This window comes from Saccharopolyspora sp. NFXS83 (assembly GCF_026241095.1).
Classification (GTDB): domain Bacteria; phylum Actinomycetota; class Actinomycetes; order Mycobacteriales; family Pseudonocardiaceae; genus Saccharopolyspora_C.
In genome coordinates, this window is record NZ_JAPFGB010000002.1 from 325,683 (window position 1) to 342,933 (window position 17,251).

The following is a 17,251-nucleotide window of genomic DNA, read 5'->3' on the forward strand; positions in this document are numbered from 1 at the left end:
GTACCGCGAAGCCCCCCGCACCGCACTCCGGTACTACTCGTGGTCTCCGTCGACGTAGGTCCAGGACTTGTCGGCTCGGGCGAAGCGGGAGCGCTCGGTGAGCGAGCCCGCTCGGCCGTGCAGGCGGTAGTGCGCGCGGAAGGTCACGGTGCCCTCGGTGTCGAACGGTCCGCCGCCGGTGCGGTCGAGGACGTCGAGGCGCACCCAGCGCTGCTCGGGGTCGAGGTCGAGCTCCGCCGGGCGGGTCGACGGGTGCCAGGTCTTCAGCAGGTAGTTGGCGTCGCCGACGGCGAACGCCGCGTAGCGCGACCGCATGAGCTGCTCGGCCGTCGCCGCCTTGCGCTCGCCCGCGTGCACCGGGCCGCAGCAGTTCGCGAACGGCTCACCGAGTCCGCACGGGCATGGGTTCGCACTCACCCGCACAGGCTCTCACCCCGGACACCGGCCGGAAGCGGCGGCCCCGCCGCTCGACGGGGCCGCCCAGTGCCTCACCCGCTGGTGAGCCGGAACAGGATGATGCTCGCCAGCAGCACGATGTACGCGAGCAGCGTCGGCCCGGCGGGGGCGTAGCGCTCGCCGGTGCTCCTGGCGAACTGACCAGGCCCCACGCCGTGAACGGCAGCGGCAGCAGGAAGAGCAGCAGCTGCGGTCCGGCCTGTCCCGCGCTCGCCACCACGCCCGCCTGCAACCCGCGCGCCTCGACCTGCAGCACGCTGACGACGGCCAGCGTCCCGCCCGCGCCGGCCGCCGTCGAGTACAGCTTCTCGCCGGGCAGCGCGAATTCGGCGCGGACGGTCTTCGCGAGGTCTCCCAGTGCAGGTAGCCGAACACGATCGGGACCAGCACCAGCGCCGTGGGCACCGCCGGCACCGGCCCGCCGAGCGCGATTGCGGCACATGCTCGCGTCGAACCGGTCCCAGCTCGTCTCCAGCAGGCGCGGGAACGGCGAGAACGCCATGGCCGCGACCGCCACCAGCACCGGTGCGAGTCGCGGCGGCGGCCAACGCCACCGCGTTCGTGCGCCGCCCGTCCTACGCCGGAATGGTGCTCGCCGACTTCGGTGTGGTGGTCGTGTTCTTCAACCCGGTCAGCCCGATCCTGTTCGCGGCGCTGATGGTCCCGGCCATCATCTGGCGGATCCTGGTCGAGGAATCCACCCTGTTGCGGCTCGACGAGTACCCCGCCTACGCGCACGGCCGCCCCCGCCTCGTTCCGGCCGTCCGGTGACCCACCGGCACCGAACAGGCGCCTCTCCCGCAGGAGTCCGGGTCGAATTCCCCCCTCGACCCGGATTCCCGCACGTGACGCGCGGCCCGGCACCGGTCTGCCCCGAGTGGCCTTGCGCACAGTCGGCGGACGGAACTTGAGCATGCCGCGACGGCACGGCCTCTCCTGAGCACGGCTCCCCCCGCCGACGACGGCCACGACCGGCACGGCGAACGCGGGCGGAGCCGGTTGTCCGCTGAGTCCCCGCGGCACGAGTCCTCCGGCGCGGGACGCCCCCGCTCACCCGTCCGGCTCGTCGTCGCGAGGACCCGTCGCCTGCTGGAGGATGGTGTGCGTCGCAGTCCGGCGATCTACTTCGCCTCGTACGGATTGTCCTTGCTGGGGCAGGGAATCGCGAGTGCCGTGCTTCCGCTGCTCGTGCTCGAGCGCACCGGTGACGTGGTCGCGGCCGGGCTGCTCGCCACCGTGTCCACGGCGGCGTCGGCCGGGACCGGACTGGTGTCCGGGCTGGTGGTGGATCGGATCGATCGGCGCACCGTGTCGATCGTCGCGGACCTGCTCGCCGCGCTGTCGGTCGCCGCGCTCCCGGTCGTCGAGGCGGTGGTGGGGCTGGACATGACCGGTTTCCTCGTCCTGGGCGCGATCGGGGCGGTGATCCGCGTGCCGGGCATGACCGCGCGGGAAGCGCTGCTGCCCGCCCTCGCCCGACTCGGCCCCACGACGGCGGGGAGGCTGGATCGGCTGATCGCCACGCGCGAGACGGTGGGCAACGTCCTGCTGCTGGCCGGTCCCGGGCTCGGCGGGTTGTTCGTCGGGGTGTTCGGGCTGTCGCCCGCGCTGCTGCTGACGACGGCCGCGACGAGCGTGCTCGCCGCCTGCAGCACGGTCGTGCTCGACCCGCGCGCCGGAGTCGTCCCGCCGCGGACCGCCGCGGCAGGCTCGCCCGCGCGGCGGGCGGCGGCCGACCTGCTGACCTCGTGGCGGTTCCTGATCGGCGACCCGCTGCTGCGCGGCGCCACCCTCGTCAGCGCGGTGCTCGTGGCCGTGCTGAGCTCGCTGCAAACGACCCTGATGCCCGCCTACTTCACCGGTGCGGGCCTGCCGGGGCTCACCGGGTTGACGTTGAGCGCGCTCGCGGCGGGGAGCATCGGCGGATCCGCGCTCTACGCCGTCACCTCCGGGCGGGTGCGGCGCCGCACCTGGTTCGTCGTCGGCATGCTCGGCACCCTCGCCGGGTTCGCCGCCGTCGGCAGCATGGCCGCACCGTGGATCGTGCTCGGCGGCGCGGTGCTCGTCGGATTCACCAACGCTCCGGTGTCGGCGGTCCTCGGGGTGCTGACGGTCGAAGCGACCCCGGACGAGATGCGCGGTCGCGTCCTGGGCGCGCAGAACACCATCATGCTCGGCGCGCCCGCGCTCACCAGCGCCCCGCTGGCGGCGATCGCCGCCTCCGCCGGGCTGCCCGCCGCGGGCGCCGCGCTGGCCGGGCTCGCCGCGATCACCGCCGTCGTCGCGCTCGCCGCACCGGCGTTCCGCTCCCTCGACGTCGCACGGGTGGAAAGTCCTCCGGCCGCTCCGCCCCCGGTAGCACTCGCGGGAGTCCCCGTCGCCGACCCGACCCGCGCGAACGCGGGTCGGTGACGGGGCGGCATTCCCGCTGACGAGTCCTCGCAGAAACGCTGCAGACCGGTGGCTCATCAGCGGCAGAGCGGCTGGGTCCGCTACGCAGGCCGTTCCGCACGGGCCTCCGCAGCGGTGAGGCGGCGGATGGCGTCGAGGGTGCGTCCGCGGTCGAGGCCCCCGGAGCCGAGGGCCCGGTGGATCGTCAATCCCTCGATGAGCGCGTCGATCTCGCGCGCGATGTCGGGGTCGAAGTGCCGCCCCAACGCTTCCTCGCTGCGGCGCATCCACTCGCTGATCAGTTCGCGGTAGGCGGGTTCGCGGGCCGCCAGGGCGTAGAGCTCGTGGGTGAGCACGACGTCGTCGCGGGTGGTGAACACGTCCGCGTGGATGATGTCGACCACGGCCAGCCGCGCTTCGTCGATGCCGTGGGCCGCCGCCAAGCGGGCTTCGAACCGGTCGATCACCGCGCCGGTGAACCGGGAGAACGCTTCGCGCAGCAGCTCGTCCATGCTGGCGAAGTGGTAGGTCATCGAACCGAGCGGCACGTCGGCGCGGGTGGCGACCTTCCGGTGCGAGGTGCCCGCGACGCCTTCGTCGGCGATGAGTCCCAGCACCGCGTCGATGATGCGCGCCCGCCGTTCCGGGTCGAACCGGCGTGGCCTCGGCGTTTCCCCCGTCACCCCAGCAGACGTTAGACGACTCGGATAGCCCCGCCCTGTCCGGGTCCCGCACGGCGGGGCGTTCCGGCGGGGGTCGGTCGACGCACCCCACCCCCGCGTTGCGTACGGTCGTACGCATCTCCTGTACGGTCGTGCACATCGCCGTCCGGGAGCTCCGCGGGCGCACGAACCCGCCTCACCGCGCTTCGCCGAGGGAACCATGACCGAACACACGGGAAGCGGTGCGCCCACGGCCCGCACCGGCACGCGCGCTCGACGCCGAGCACTGCTGGTGATCTTCTTCCTGGTCGGCGTCGGACTGGCGTCCTGGGTCACCCGCACCCCCGCCATCAGGGACGCGCTGGCCGCGTCGACGGGCGAAATGGGCCTGGTGCTGTTCGGGCTCTCGGTCGGGTCGATGACCGGGATCCTCGCCGCGGGCCCGCTGGTGCGGCGCTGCGGCACGAAACCCGTGATCGCCGTGAGCTCGGGCTTCGTGGTCGCGGGACTCGCGGTGCTCGGCGGGTTCACCGCGCTCGGCACCGCCTCCGGCGCGTTCGCCGGCCTGCTGCTGTTCGGCCTCGGCATGGGTTGCTCCGACGTCGCCCTGAACATCGAAGGGGCCGAAGTCGAACGGCTCGCCGACCGCCCGCTGCTGCCGCTGCTGCACGGCACCTACAGCGCAGGGACCGTCGTCGGCTCGCTGCTCGGATTGGCCTTCGCGCACGCCGGAATCGGCGTCGGATGGCACCTCGCGGGCGTCGCCGTGCTCGGCGCGCTCGCCACCACGGCCGCGGCACCCGCGCTGCCCGCCGGGTTCGGCCAGGAGCGCGCCGCGGCCGGGCGCGGGATCGGCGTGGCCGCCCGGCAGCAGATCGACCTGTGGACGCGACCGCGGATCGCGCTCATCGGCTGCGTCGTGCTGGGCATGGCGCTGGCCGAGGGCTCCGCGAACGACTGGCTCCCGCTGCTCATGGTCGACGCGCACGGCTTCGACCCCGCGATGGGCGCCTCGCTGTTCACCGCGTTCGCCGCCGCGATGACCGCGGGCCGGTTCGCCGGTTCCGGGCTGGTGCGCCGGTTCGGACGGGCGCCGGTCGTCCGCGCCAGTGCGCTGTGCGCGGGGATCGGCATCGCCCTGGTGATCTTCACTGGGACGCCCGCCGTCGCGGTGACCGGTGTGGTGATCTGGGGGCTCGGCACCTCGCTCGGCTTCCCGCTGGCGATCTCCGCCGCCGGGGACGGCGACGGCGACTCCACGGCCAGGGTGGGCTCGGTCGCCACGGCCGGATATCTTGCCTTCCTGGTGGGGCCGCCGATGCTCGGCTTCCTCGGTGACCACTTCGGACTCCGGTACGCCATGATCGTCGTGCTGGTGCTCGTCGGGTGCGCGGCGGCCACGGCCTCAGCGGTGCGGGCCCCCGCGCGGGACGCGAACGGAGAGGCGATGACCGATGCGTGAACCGAAGCCGTCCGAACGATCCCTGCGCCGGATCGCGGCGGTGTCCGGGTTGCTCGGAGTGCTGGCCGCGCTCCTGGTGCCGTTCCTGCCGGTCCGCTACGAGGTCACCGAGCTGCGCTGGCCGACGGCCGGGGGAACGCAGGCCGTGTCGGCGCCGCTGGCCGCCTACCAGCCGCTGCGGCTCGACTTCGACGTGCCGTGCGCGACAGCGCGCGCACTGGACGCGCGCAGTCCCGAACCGGCGGTGCTGCTGAGCACGAATCCGCCCGAAGCGGAGTACGGCACGCTGACCGGCCTGCGGCTGGAGGTGCACGACGGGACCCTGCGCTTGCTCTCGCAGGGACAGCAGCTCGGCACCGCCCCGCTGGCCGCCGGCGACTGCGCGATCAGCGTCCACTCCGACGGCACGGCCACCAACGCCGAGGTCGGCGGCGAACGGTTCGCCCACGTCCCCGGCGACGCGCGACCGCAGCTGACCGGCATCCATTCCGATGTGGACGGCGCGGTCGACGACGTCCGCGGGCTGTCCTTCTCGGCCGAGGTGGACGACCGCTACAACAGCCATCCGACCCCACTGAAGATCGCGGCCATGGCCCTCGCCGTGCTCGGCTGCGCGGTCGCGCTGTGGGCGCTGCACCGGATCGACGTGTCCGCCGGGCGCACTCCGGTTCGGCGGGCGCGCGGGCGGTGGCGGCCGACCGGGCGCGACGCCGCGGTGACCGCGGCGCTGCTGGCGTGGTGGCTGATCGGCGCGATGACCGCCGACGACGGCTACTTCCTCACCATGGCGCGCGCTCGCGACGACCTGGGGTACGTCAACGACTTCTACCGCTGGTTCTCCGGTCCCGTCGCGCCGATGGGCTGGTTCGTGGAGCTGCAGGCCCGCTGGGTGGCGTTCTCCACCGCGACGCCGTGGATCCGGTTGCCCGCGCTCGGCATGGGACTGCTGAGCTGGTTTCTGATGAGCCGGTTCGTGCTGCCCCGGCTCGGCCAGCGGGTCCGGCGCAGCCGCGCCGCCGGGTGGGCCGCGGCGGCGGTGTTCCTGGCCTGCTGGCTGCCCTACGACAACGGGCTGCGGCCGGAGCCGGTCGTGGTCGTGCTCTCCCTGCTGGCGCTGTGCGCCGTGGAGTACGCGGTCGCCACCCGCCGGCTCGCCCCCGCCGCCCTCGGGCTGCTCACCGCCGCGTTCGCGGTCGGGGTGAACCCGCACGGCATGGTCGCGGCGCTGCCGTTCCTCGCGGCGGCGAAACCGCTGCTGCTCCTGGTGCGCCGCCGCGCGGCCCGGTTCGGGTGGAGCGCCGTGCTCGCCCCGATCGCGGCGTCGGGAGTGCTGGTGCTGGTCGCGGCGTTCTCCGACCAGCCGTGGCAGGCGGTCGCCGACTCCGCCGAGGTGCGCTCGGAGATCGGCCCGTCGCAGTCCTGGTTCGAGGAGCTCAGCCGCTACGCGCTGCTGTTCGGCATGTCCCCCGACGGCTCGCTCACCCGCCGGTTCCCGGTGCTGCTGCTGGCGCTGTGCCTGGCGACCTGCACGGCGGTGCTGCTGCGCCGCGGCCGGATCCGCGGGGCCGCGCTCGGGCCGAGCAGGCGGCTGCTGACCGTCGCCGCGCTGTACTTCGTGGCGCTGGCGCTCACCCCCACGAAGCACACCCACCACTTCGGCGTCATCGCCGCGGTCGGCGGCGCGGTGGCGGCGATGACGGCGCTGGCCACCAGCAGCACCGTGCTGCGCTCCCGGCGCAACCGCGCGGTGTTCTTCGCCGGGCTGATGGTGGTGCTGGCGTTCGCGTTCACCGGCACCAACGCCTGGTGGTACGTCTCCGGGTGGGGCGTGCCGTGGTTCGACAAACCACCGTCGATCGGCGGGTACCAGTTCAGCACCGCGATGCTGGTGGTCGCGGCGGGCGCGCTCGTGCTGGCGCTGGTGGAGCACCTCAAGCTCGACGAGCGCACCCCGCCGGTCGTCGTCGAGGAGGACCGCTCGCGGGCGCTGCGGCTCGGCAGCGCGCCGCTGTCGATCGTGTGCGCGCTGCTGATGCTCGCCGAACTCGCCTCGCTGGCCAAGGCGATCCCCGAGCGCTGGGACACCTACAACCTCGCCACCGACAACGTCCGCCAGCTGGCGGGCGCGAGCTGCGGCCTGTCCGATTCGGTCCACGTCGAGAACGATCCGATCGCCGGGATGCTCACCGTCGCACCGCACCAGCCCACGACCGCCGTCCCCGACGCACCGTCCGAAGAGGACGAATCAGCCGACGAGCACCTGCGCCGGATCGACACCGGGTTCCGGCCGAACGCGCTGCCCGGTACCAAGAACCCCGACACCGGTCAACCGACCTGGACCCCGCCGCACCGCTTCGGCACCGACCGGGCCCCGGTGTGGGGCAGCCACGGTTCGCCCGACGGCACCGGGCGGCTGCGCACCCCCTGGTACGAGCTGCCGGACCGGGCGCGCAGCGGCGAGGTGCCGATCGTGGTCAGCGCGGCCGGAACCACCTCCGGCACGAACTCGCTGACCGCCGAGTTCGGCCGGGACGCCGAACGCGGTTTCGAGGTCCTGGACAGCGCGCCGCTGGCGCAGGACGGCGAGCGGCACTGGCGCGATCACCGCGTCGCGGCTCCCGCCGAGGCCACGCGGGTGCGCATCGTCGCCCGCGACCGCGCGCTCAGCGAGGACGGCTGGATGGCCGTCAGCGCCCCGCGCGCACCCCGCTTGTCGGTGATGACCGACGTCATCGGCGACGCTCCGGCCTTCGTGGAGTGGCCCGCGGCGATGGCCCACCCCTGCCTGAACGCGACCACCATCCACCACGGCATCGCCGACCTGCCCCGCTACCGGATCTCCGGCGGCGGGGACGTGCGGGGCACCGGCCAAGGCTGGTCCGCGCCGGACGCGGGTGGACCGTTCGGCTACCTCAACGTCGCCACGAGCATGACCGAACTGCCCACCTACCTGCGCAACGACATGAGCACCGACTGGGGCTCGCTCTACGCCGTGCACCCGTACGAACCCGACGCGCTGCCCGCCTCCGCCGCCGCGCACACCCGCACCGAAGACCACTGGGGCTGGTGGAGCCCCGGCCCGACGCCGAACCCGATCACCTTGCCCGGCGACGTCCCCGACTCCAACGACCGCGACGACGTCCGCCCCGGACCGGGCTGACCACGGGGAAGCCGCCGCCCTCGACGTGGCCGGGGGTGGCGGTCCGGGCGTCCTTCGGCGCGCACCACGACCGGAGACACCCGTCCGCGCGAACCGCTGCCACGACTGCCGATTCCGACACCAGCCGGGTCCGGTTCCGGAGAACGCCACCGGACTTGGATCGTGTCGTCGGCCGTGGTCCCGCTCAGCACCGGCGTGCGAACGCGCGCGGGTCGTCCACGGCTTCCCACGAGCCGGCCGGGCTCTCACACCCGATGGGCCTCGCGGGAACAGCGGCCGTTCGGCGCCGAGGGGAATCCATGTCCGCAGCGGAAACGGCGTCCTCTTCCGCGATGTGTCCATCGTGGACTCGACCGGGTCCGGACCGTACCGCGGTGACGTGCTGGTGCACCGCGACCGCATCGTCTCCCCCGGTGCCCCGGATCCGCGCGAAGCGGCCGTAGCCCAGGTGGTCGAGCGGCGGGGCCGCACGTTGATGTCCGGGCTGTGCGACGCACGGTCTTGCGCATCTCCTCCGGGCCGTCGGCGAACAAGGTGATGCTCTGGATCGGCGCGCCACCGGTCACGGCGATCTCCGGGCCGTTCGCGAGGTAGCGGGGGCCGGGGATGCGGCCCGCCTCGATGGCGCCGCGGACGACGACGTCGAGCCGCATCTTCGCCGAGGCGACGCCGAGGCACATGGTGCGGCCGAAGTCCAGGAAGCACTGCGCAGACGGTTGGTCGACGTCGGCGTGGACCAGATCAAGCTCTCCATGACCGGCGAGGAGATCACCGGCACGCAACGAGCCTAAAACACCTACTTCTCCGACGAGGAGGTCGCGGCCCGCGTCGTCGAGGCGCACCGGCGGACGACGGGAGCCGTTCGGGATGAGCCCGTGCGGGGCGCACCGCGCCGCTCAGGTCCGGCGGCGGTACGGGGTCGTGGACGAGACCTTCCGGAGACCGGAGCGTTCGAGGATCGGGCGGGAGAACTCCGTGGAGTCGCTGTTGATCAGCGTCTTCCCCAGGTCCAGCGCCGCGCGCGCCCTCGCTGCGGTCAGCGCGCGGTAGATCCCCCTGCCGCGCCATTCCGGACGGGTCGCGCCGCCCCAGATCCCGGCGAAGTCCGTTCCGCGCACCGGTTCCAGCCGCCCGACGCTGATGATCCGGTCGGCGCATTCGGCGACCCACAGCTGCATCCCGTCGTCCAGCGCGAGGCGGTGGAGCACGGCGTCGACCTGCGCGGCGGAGATCGGCACGCCGAACACCTCGTGCTCCATCTCGCTCATCGCCCGGACGTCGGCCTCCTCCGCCACCCGACGCAGCCGCACGCGTTCGGGCAGTTCCACGTCGACCGCGAGGGACCGGGCCGCACCGATCATGATCGACTCCGGTTCGTCCGGCACGAATCCGTTGTCCAGCAGGGCATCGTGCAGACCCGGCGCGTGGTCGTGCCCTCGTGCCTTCCACTCGACCTCGGTGATCGCCGGATCGGCCCGGTAGTGCGCGACGGCCTCCGCGACCAGCCGCCGGACCCCGTCGGCGTCCGCACCGCCGAGATCCCGATAGGTGACGAGACCACGCCCGCCGCCGAAGGTCAGCAACAGCAGCGGCCCGTGCCGGGCGCTGCCGAGCGCGCCGACCGCTTCGGCGTCGGTGCGCAGGTGCTCGTCGTAGGCCGCCAGCAGCGGCGCGTGGTCTTGCATGCCGCCATCTTCGGTGGCCCGTCGCCCGGAACGCCAACGCTTTTCCGGGCTCTCGCCGAGCTTCCCAGGACGCGGCGCTCAGGCGGTGGCGGCGCGGCCAGCGGCGCTCACCTCGTGCGGGTCCGGTTCCGGGGGCGGTTCCGGGCCGAGCGCACCGGTGGCAGTCCGGTCGCGGGGCGAACGGTGTTGCGGATCGTGCCGATGCCTTCGACGGTCATCTCCACCACGTCGCCGGGCCGCAGCGGCGGCGGCACGCGCTCACCGCGGCGTCCCCACAGCTCGGCGAGGCAACCGCCGTTGCCGCAGGTACCGGAGGCGAACACGTCACCGGCGCGGATCCGGCTTCCGCGAGCCGCGTAGGAGACCAGTTCCTCGAACGGCCAGCCCATGTTGGACAGCAGGTCCCTGCCCACCTCGACGCCGTTGACCGAGACCGCCATGGCGAGGGCGAGGAAACCGTCCTCGTCCCGGCGGGGCTCCAGCTCGTCGGCGGTGACCAGCCACGGGCCGAGGGTGCTCGCGGAATCCTTCCCCTTCGCCGGGCCGAGGTTCACCTCCATCTCGCGGGCCTGCAGGTCGCGCGCCGACCAGTCGTTGAAGATCGCGTATCCGAAGATCGCCGAGCGCGCTTCCTGCGGGGACAGGGATGCGCCGTCGCGGCCGAGCACGGCCGCCACCTCCAGTTCGAAGTCGAACAGCCGCGAACCGGGCGGGATCGGAACGTCGTCGTGAGCACCGATCAGCACCGCGGGGTTGGTGAAGTAGAACGTCGGCGCCCCGTACCACTCGGGTGGAACGCCACCACCGCCGGAGACGGAGGCGACCACTCCTTCGACGTGCTCCTCGAACGCCACGAAGTCCCGCACGCTCGGCGGCTCCAGCGGCGGCAGCAGCCGCACCCGTTCCACCGGCACCGCCGGGCCTTCCAGCGCGGCGGCCCCGGCGGCCAGCGCGGCGGGCAGGCCCGACCGCACCAGTCCGAGCACCGTCGCCGACTCCGGCAGCGCGTGCAGGCCGTCGGCTCCGACGACACCGGCACGCGTGGTGCCGTCGACTTCGTAACTGGCGAAGCGCATCGGTGCGGTTCTCCTCCCACGTTCCTCCGGACGGTGATCCTGGACTCCGGTCCTGGCGGGCTCACACCGGCGGAGCGATGAAGCACCCCCGGTCGGGATCGTTGAAGGACTCCTTCGCCACCAGCTCGTTCATCGCGTTGGCGGTGCCCCACTGGTCGGTGACCTCGGGCTCGCTGAAGTCGTAGACGTGCGGGTGCCAGGTGTCCTCGTCGAGCAGCTCCAGCTCGGTCGTGTACTCGATGGTGTTGCCGTGCGGATCCAGGAAGTAGGTGAACGTGTTGTCCCCCGCCAGGTGCCTACCCGGCCCCCAGATCTTGCGGTACCCCGCGCGCAGCACCCGTCCCGAACCCCGCATGTACTCGTCGAGGCCGCGCATCTCGAACGAGACGTGGTGCAGCGAGGTGTGCGGGCCGCGGGCGAGCGCCATCGAGTGGTGCTGGTCGCTGATCCGCATGAAGTGCATGACCTCGCCCATGCGCGACGAGCTGAGGGTGTCCGAGAGCGCGAACCCCAGGTGCCGCTGGTACCAGAGCCGGGTGCGCTCCAGGTCCGGCGAGTTGAGCACGACGTGCGAGAGCCGCACCGGCACCGCCTCCCGCTCCTCGATCTTGCGGTGCGCGCGGACCCGCACGTCGGCGCTGACCTCGATGGTGCGCCCGTCCACGTCGAAGAAGCGGAATCCGTAGCCACCGCCGGGAGTGTCGATCCGTCCCGGTTGCGTGATCAGCTGCACCCCGCCCGCGAGCAGCCGTTCCGCGAGCAGGTCCGCGTCGGCCGGGCTCGCGACTCCGTAGGAGACCAGGTCGAGCCGCTTCTCGTCGGCCTTGCGCAGCCGGACCACGTAGTTCTCCGGTGACCCCTCGGCCGCCAGGAACGACACGCCGGAGTCGTCGGCGACCTTCGTCAGGCCCCAGACGCCGGAGTAGAAGTCCAGTTGCTTTTCGTAGTCCGGCACGGCGAGGTCGACGTGGCGCAGGTGGGTGAGCAGCCGCTCGGTCATGGGGTTCCTCCTCGGATGGGCAGCAGTGCCGCGGCGTTCCCGCCGCGGATGGCGTCGAAGTCGGATTCGGGCAGCTCCGCCGCGCGCAGCGCGGCCAACGGGTCCTCGGTTCCCATGTCGAAGGGGAAATCGGAACCGAGCAGCACGCGGTCGGCACCTGCGACCCGGACGAGTTCTCGCAGCGCGCCGGGGTCGTGCACCAGCGAGTCGAAGTACAGGTTCCGCAGGTAGCGGCTGGGTTCACGGGCGCAGCCCGCCCGCGCGTCAGGTCGGGTGCGCCACGCGTGGTCGGCGCGGCCGAGGTGCGCGGGCAGGTAGCCGCCGCCGTGCGCCGCGATCAGCCGCAGCTCCGGATGCCGGTCCAGCACGCCGGAGAAGATCAGGTGCGACAGCGCCACCGCGTTCTCGACGGGCTGCCCCACGGAGTTGGAGAGGTACCACCGGTCCAGGCGCTCGTCGAGCGTGCAGCCGAACGGGTGCAGGAACACCAGCGCCCCGGTCCGTTCGGCCAGCGCCCAGAACTCCGCGAGTCGCGGATCCGAGAGCTCCACCGGCGGCGCGGCACCGGAACCGGGCGCGTGCGAGGAGATCTCCACCCCCGCGAGGCCCCGGGCGAGGGCGTCGCGCAGCGATCGCGACATCAGATCGGGGTGCTGCAGCGGCGCCAGTCCGAGGCCGATCAACCGGTCCGGGGCGGTCGCGCAATGCGCGGCGGTGCCCTCACCCGCCAGGCGGCACAGCTGCTCGGCAAGGCCGGGATCGGCCCACTGGTGGTAGTGCGACGGTGAGGGGCTGACCAGCTGCACGTCCACTCCGGCGGCGTCCATCGCGGCGAGCCGCCGCTCGGGGTCGGTCAACCTCGGGATCCGCTCGGCGATCATCCGGCGGTTGACCGCGAGCGCCTCCACGCCGTTGCGGCGGGCGTCGAGGTCACGCCATTCGGCGCGTTCGCGATGTCCGGCGACCACCTCGTCCAGCTCCGGCAGCAGCACGTGCGCGTGCACGTCCACTGTGGACGTGCTCACGGGTGGGCCGCCAAAGCCGGCATGGTCCGGTTCATCAGACCGGGGATGTCCGCGTCCGGATCCGAGTTCAGCAGCCACTCCCCGATCCGCACCGACGCGTCCACCACCATCCGCACCCGCGGCATCCGTCGCTCGCGGTACCCGTTCAGCAGGGCGTCGTCCCAGTCCGCGGCACCGGTCAGCAGCTCGGCGAGCACCAGGACGTCCTCCAGGGACATCGCCGCGCCTTGCGCGATCGTCGGTGGGCAGCAGTGCGCGGCGTCGCCCGCCAGCACGAACCGGCCGTGATGCCACGGGCCTTCCACGAGGTACCGCTCGAACCACGTGTAGTTGATCCGGTGCGGGTCGGTGAGCCCGGCGCCGATCTCCGGCCACGCCCCGCCGTACCCCGCCGCGAGGCGGCGCATCTCGTCCGCGTACGAGTCCGGGTCGAGGTCGGCCCGGTCCCGGTTGCGCTCCACCAGGTAGGCGTACATCGTGTCGGGCCCGGTCGGGCAGTACCCGGCGATGAAGCACGGGCCGCTGTAGGCCACATCGGTGCGTTCCACTCCTCGTGGCCGGGCGACGGCGGCCCGCCAGATCGCCATCCCCGTCGGCACCGGACGAGCTCCGATCCCGACCAGCGCCCGCGTCGGCGAGTGCACGCCTTCGGCGATGACCACCAGGTCGTACGCCCCGGACGAGCCGTCGGAGAACCCGACCTCGGCGACGTCTCCGTCTTGGCGCACCTCCACGGCCCGGGTGCCCAGCCGCACCCGCGCACCGGAGGAACGCACGGCCTCGCTCAGCAGCCGTTGCAGGTCCGGCCGCCGCATGCCGATCGTGGCGGGCAGGTCCGGCCCGCCGGTGCGGAGGCCCGTCGCGAGGTGCAGCACGGTGCCGTCGGCCGACGTGATGCCGAGCGAGTCGAACGCGTAGCCTTGGTCGATGACCCCGGGCAGCACCCCGACCTCTCGCAGGACGCGCAACGCGCTGCCCTGCAACGTGATCCCGGACCCCGAATCCGCGTTCCAGTCCGATGTGGATTCGACGAGGTCGACGTCGACGTCGCCCCTTCGCAGCAGGACTGCCAAAGCGTTCCCGGCGGTTCCGCCGCCGAGGACGAGGACGCGGCGGTGCGCGTGTCGCATGGGTCTTCCTTCCGGGTGCGGTGACTACTTGACCGCGATCGGGTTGACCGGTGAGCCGACCGCACCGGTGATGGGCAACGGTGCCGCGGTGAGCCAGAACTCGTGCACGCCGTCCGCGGCGCAGTCGGCCGCGAGCGCGTCGAGGTCCCACATCTCCCCGATGAGCAGGCCGATGTTCGGGATCGCCACCTGGTGCAGCGGCTGGAACGCGTCGTCGAACTCGTTGGGCCGCACCTCGAAGCCCCAGGTGTCGGTGGCGATCGCCGCGATCTCGGTGCGGTGCAGCCACCCCGCCGTCCCGAACGACAGCCCCGGCGCCGGCCCGCCCGCGTACTCGCCCCACCCGTCGCGCGCGCGGGCCAGCTGCCCGGTGCGGACCAGCACGATGTCGCCTCGGCCGATCGCGACGCCGTGCTCCTCGGCGGTGGCGGTGAGGTGCTCCTCGGTGATCGCGAAACCGTCGGCGAGTTCACCGCCGCCGACCACCCGGCCCACGTCCAGCAGCACACCGCGACCGGCGACGTGCGGGGCCAGGTGCTCGATGCCGGTGACCAGGTCACCGTCGGAGGTCACGACCCGTTCCGCCGGGCGCCCGTTCCACGCCTTGCCGTGGTCGAAGATGTGCCCGAGGCCGTCCCATTGCGTGGAGCACTGCAACGGCATCGCGATCACGTCGTCGGCGCCGCCGATGCCGTGCGGGAAGCCCTGGTTGCCCAGTGCCGCGTCGGTTCCGGTGTCGAGCATGGTGTGCACCGGGTTGGTGCGCCGCCGCCAGCCGCGCTGCGGGCCGTCCACGTCGAACCGCAGCGACAACGACCAGCTGGCACCTCTGCGGATCAGTCCGGCGGCTTCCCGGCGCTTCGCCTCGTCGAGGTGGTTGAGCGTGCCCAGCCGATCGTCCGGCCCCCATCGACCCCAGTTCGAACACCGTTCGGCGGCTTCGGCGATCGCCCCTTCGGGACTCGCGCGGTCGATCACGAGCCCTCCTCGGTGCAGCGCGTCCGCTGCGCTCCCAGACCGGTGATCGAGCTCTCCATGACGTCGCCGCCGCGCAGCAACCGCCCCCAGTGCATCCCGTTGCCCGCCGGACTGCCGGTGAGCAGCACGTCTCCCGGCAACAGCCGTGCCGAGGCGGAGATGTGGGCGATCAACCGCGCCACCCCGAAGATCATGTCGTCGGTGGACTCGTCCTGCATGACCCGGCCGTTGAGGCGCAACGTGATCCGCAACCGCCCGAGATCGGCGACGAACTCCGCGGGAACCAGCCACGGGCCGAGCGGGGTGAATCCGGGCGCGTTCTTCGAAGCCAGCCAATCGGTGCCGATCGCGGGCATGTCCCGGCGGAACACCGCCGCGCGATCGGTCAGGTCGTTGGCGATGGTGTACCCGGCGACGTGCGACAGCGCCTCGTCGACCGGAACCCGGTAGGCGGTCCGGCCGATCACCGCCGCCAGCTCCAGTTCCCAATCCGGCTTCGCACACCAGGAGGGCAGCGTCACGTCGTCGTGCGGGCCGGTGAGCGCGCTCGGCAGGCCGAGGAACGCGTACGGCAGGTCCTCGGCCGCCCGGTGGTCCATCACCGCCGCGATCTCCGCCCGCGCCTGCTCGGGCGTGCGCGGGTCGCCGGCGGCGCGGTGCGCCAGCTCCAGGTCGATGACGTGCTGCCGGTAGTTGGCACCGGATTGGAAGACCTGCCGCGGCTCGACCGGGGCGTGCACGCGCAGCCCCGCGAGATCTCGCCACGGCCCGGTTCGAACCCGCGCGGCCTCGTCCAGCCGCGGGCGGAGTTCGTCCCACCGCTCCAGCAGCGTCCGCACGCTCGCTGCGGGCTCGCCGAAGACGCCGCGCAGGTCGATCGCCGCCCCCTCCGGCACGACCAGAGCCGGGAACCGCTCGCCGCCCGGATCGTCGGCCGCCGACAGCGTGGCGAGCGCGAACGGCGCGTTGAACAGGGCTGACTCATCTGCGGGTTCCACGAAACCGACCTCCCGATCACCAGGAACCCAGTTTCGACGACCCGCCTCGATCCGGGAAATCGATTCTCCGGATACAGTCCATCCACGAGGTGAATACGACGGGTTGAGCAGCGAAGGACCGAAGTCCGAGGGTCACCCGCGCGTTCTCGGCCGCCTTCCCGCGAAGGCGGCCGGGGTTCCACCACCCGGCCCCCGGCACGAGAGGACCGACGACCAGTGCGGTTGGAAAGCTTGGACCTCAACCTCGTGGTGGCGCTTCGCGCGCTGCTCGAAGAGCGCAACGTCACCCGCGCCGGCAGGCGGATCGGGCTGAGCCAGCCCGCGATGAGCGCCGCGCTCTCCCGGCTGCGACGCCACTTCGGCGACGAGCTGCTCGACCGCGCCGGTGGCGGCTACGAACTCACCGCGCTGGGCCGAGTCCTGCTCGACCGCACCACGACCGCCTACGACATGCTGGACCGCGTGTTCACCAGCAGGGCCGATTTCGACCCTGCCACCGAACGGCACACGTTCACGCTGCTGGGATCCGACTACGCGATCGCCGTGTTCGGCGCCGAGCTCTCCCGCGCCGTGCACCGCGAGGCGCCCCGGGTGCACTTGAACTTCCGCCAGCCCCCGCCGGACGTCGTCGACCGCACCGGCGCGCTGCTCAGCGGCATCGATGGCCTGCTCATGCCGCACGGCATCATCAGCGATTTCCCGTCGACCGAGCTGTACGCCGACCGCTGGGTGTTCCTGGTGGCCGAGGACAACCCGGAGATCGGTGATCGGCTGGAACTCGACGACCTGGCCCGGCTGCCGTGGGTCACCTACCAGCGCACCTACGACGCGCCCGCGGTGCGCCAGCTGGGAGTGCTCGGCGTCGAACCGCACGTCGAGGTGTCGGTGGACGGATTCCAGAGCATCCCGCACCTGCTGGCCGGTACCCGCCGCGTCGCGCTGGTCCAGCAGCGGCTCGCCGAACTGGTGCGCTCGGTCGCCGCCGTGCGGGTCGTGGACGGCCCGCACGAGGCGGTACCGCTGCAGGAATCCCTGTGGTGGCATCCGGTGCACACCCACGACGCCGCACACCGCTGGCTGCGGGACAAGGCCCAGCAGATCGCCCGAGCGATGCCCGAACTGCGCTGAAGACCCTTCCCGCGCGGTCCGCATCGCGCCGGCGGCAGGGACGGCGACACCGGCGACGAACAGGCCCGCCGTCCGAGCAGGACTCGGGCGGCGGGCCTGG

14 protein-coding genes are annotated in these 17,251 nt (G+C 72.8%); 5 read left to right on the forward strand and 9 right to left on the reverse strand.

Annotated features, from left to right (window positions below):
- Positions 1-33: 33 nt before the first annotated feature.
- Positions 34-417 (reverse strand): YchJ family protein, encoded by a 384-nt coding sequence (locus OOZ19_RS03760; RefSeq protein ID WP_266088253.1) that lies wholly within the window; start codon positions 415-417, stop codon positions 34-36.
- A gap of 564 nt (positions 418-981) precedes the next feature.
- Here OOZ19_RS03760 and OOZ19_RS03765 point away from each other — a divergent pair.
- On the forward strand, positions 982-1,227 hold the full coding sequence (locus OOZ19_RS03765) for an isoprenylcysteine carboxylmethyltransferase family protein (RefSeq protein ID WP_266088255.1): 246 nt from the start codon (positions 982-984) through the stop codon (positions 1,225-1,227).
- A gap of 330 nt (positions 1,228-1,557) precedes the next feature.
- Complete coding sequence (locus tag OOZ19_RS03770; protein ID WP_266088257.1) at positions 1,558-2,868, forward strand: MFS transporter; 1,311 nt, start codon at positions 1,558-1,560, stop codon at positions 2,866-2,868.
- Positions 2,869-2,948: 80 nt separating this feature from the next.
- Here OOZ19_RS03770 and OOZ19_RS03775 read toward each other — a convergent pair whose 3' ends face one another.
- Positions 2,949-3,530 (reverse strand): TetR/AcrR family transcriptional regulator, encoded by a 582-nt coding sequence (locus OOZ19_RS03775; protein ID WP_266088259.1) that lies wholly within the window; start codon positions 3,528-3,530, stop codon positions 2,949-2,951.
- A gap of 199 nt (positions 3,531-3,729) precedes the next feature.
- Here OOZ19_RS03775 and OOZ19_RS03780 point away from each other — a divergent pair, with 199 nt between their 5' ends.
- Both OOZ19_RS03780 and OOZ19_RS03785 read left to right on the forward strand, forming a co-directional pair.
- A complete protein-coding gene (locus OOZ19_RS03780) occupies positions 3,730-4,971 on the forward strand; it encodes an MFS transporter (protein WP_266088261.1) in 1,242 nt (413 codons plus the stop codon).
- Positions 4,964-8,131, forward strand: coding sequence for an arabinosyltransferase domain-containing protein (locus tag OOZ19_RS03785; protein WP_266088263.1), 3,168 nt, complete (start codon positions 4,964-4,966; stop codon positions 8,129-8,131). Before OOZ19_RS03780 ends, OOZ19_RS03785 begins: the two co-directional genes overlap by 8 nt.
- A gap of 896 nt (positions 8,132-9,027) precedes the next feature.
- On the opposite strand, the gene OOZ19_RS03790 is transcribed toward OOZ19_RS03785, so the two are convergent.
- From OOZ19_RS03790 to OOZ19_RS03820, 7 genes are all read right to left on the reverse strand, one after another.
- Positions 9,028-9,816, reverse strand: a complete 789-nt coding sequence (locus OOZ19_RS03790; RefSeq protein WP_266088265.1) for a GNAT family N-acetyltransferase — start codon at positions 9,814-9,816, stop codon at positions 9,028-9,030.
- A 107-nt stretch (positions 9,817-9,923) separates the two neighbouring features.
- Complete coding sequence (locus OOZ19_RS03795; protein WP_266088267.1) at positions 9,924-10,892, reverse strand: fumarylacetoacetate hydrolase family protein; 969 nt, start codon at positions 10,890-10,892, stop codon at positions 9,924-9,926.
- 61 nt (positions 10,893-10,953) lie between these two features.
- Positions 10,954-11,892: a VOC family protein gene (locus tag OOZ19_RS03800; RefSeq protein ID WP_266088269.1), complete on the reverse strand. Its 939-nt coding sequence runs from the start codon at positions 11,890-11,892 to the stop codon at positions 10,954-10,956.
- Positions 11,889-12,917 (reverse strand): amidohydrolase family protein, encoded by a 1,029-nt coding sequence (locus tag OOZ19_RS03805; RefSeq protein WP_266088271.1) that lies wholly within the window; start codon positions 12,915-12,917, stop codon positions 11,889-11,891. Before OOZ19_RS03805 ends, OOZ19_RS03800 begins: the two co-directional genes overlap by 4 nt.
- The gene (locus tag OOZ19_RS03810; protein ID WP_266088273.1) at positions 12,914-14,047 is read right to left on the reverse strand and encodes an FAD-dependent monooxygenase; all 1,134 of its coding nucleotides are present in this window, start codon (positions 14,045-14,047) and stop codon (positions 12,914-12,916) included. Before OOZ19_RS03810 ends, OOZ19_RS03805 begins: the two co-directional genes overlap by 4 nt.
- A 24-nt stretch (positions 14,048-14,071) precedes the next feature.
- Entirely contained in the window at positions 14,072-15,025 is a 954-nt protein-coding gene (locus OOZ19_RS03815) for a cyclase family protein (RefSeq protein WP_266088275.1), read from the reverse strand.
- Entirely contained in the window at positions 15,022-16,023 is a 1,002-nt protein-coding gene (locus OOZ19_RS03820; protein WP_266088277.1) for a fumarylacetoacetate hydrolase family protein, read from the reverse strand. The genes OOZ19_RS03815 and OOZ19_RS03820 overlap by 4 nt, the downstream gene beginning before the upstream one ends.
- 216 nt (positions 16,024-16,239) lie before the next feature.
- Here OOZ19_RS03820 and OOZ19_RS03825 point away from each other — a divergent pair, with 216 nt between their 5' ends.
- Positions 16,240-17,151: a LysR family transcriptional regulator gene (locus OOZ19_RS03825; RefSeq protein WP_266088279.1), complete on the forward strand. Its 912-nt coding sequence runs from the start codon at positions 16,240-16,242 to the stop codon at positions 17,149-17,151.
- Positions 17,152-17,251: the final 100 nt, after the last annotated feature.

Excerpts from the sequence above, each read along its gene's own strand:
- OOZ19_RS03780 (WP_266088261.1), top strand. The coding sequence starts at position 3,730 with ATGACCGAACACACGGGAAGCGGTGCGCCCACGGCCCGCACCGGCACG.
- OOZ19_RS03785 (WP_266088263.1), top strand. The coding sequence starts at position 4,964 with ATGCGTGAACCGAAGCCGTCCGAACGATCCCTGCGCCGGATCGCGGCG.
- OOZ19_RS03810 (WP_266088273.1), bottom strand. The coding sequence starts at position 14,047 with ATGCGACACGCGCACCGCCGCGTCCTCGTCCTCGGCGGCGGAACCGCC.
- OOZ19_RS03800 (WP_266088269.1), bottom strand. The coding sequence starts at position 11,892 with ATGACCGAGCGGCTGCTCACCCACCTGCGCCACGTCGACCTCGCCGTG.
- OOZ19_RS03790 (WP_266088265.1), bottom strand. The coding sequence starts at position 9,816 with ATGCAAGACCACGCGCCGCTGCTGGCGGCCTACGACGAGCACCTGCGC.
- OOZ19_RS03795 (WP_266088267.1), bottom strand. The coding sequence starts at position 10,892 with ATGCGCTTCGCCAGTTACGAAGTCGACGGCACCACGCGTGCCGGTGTC.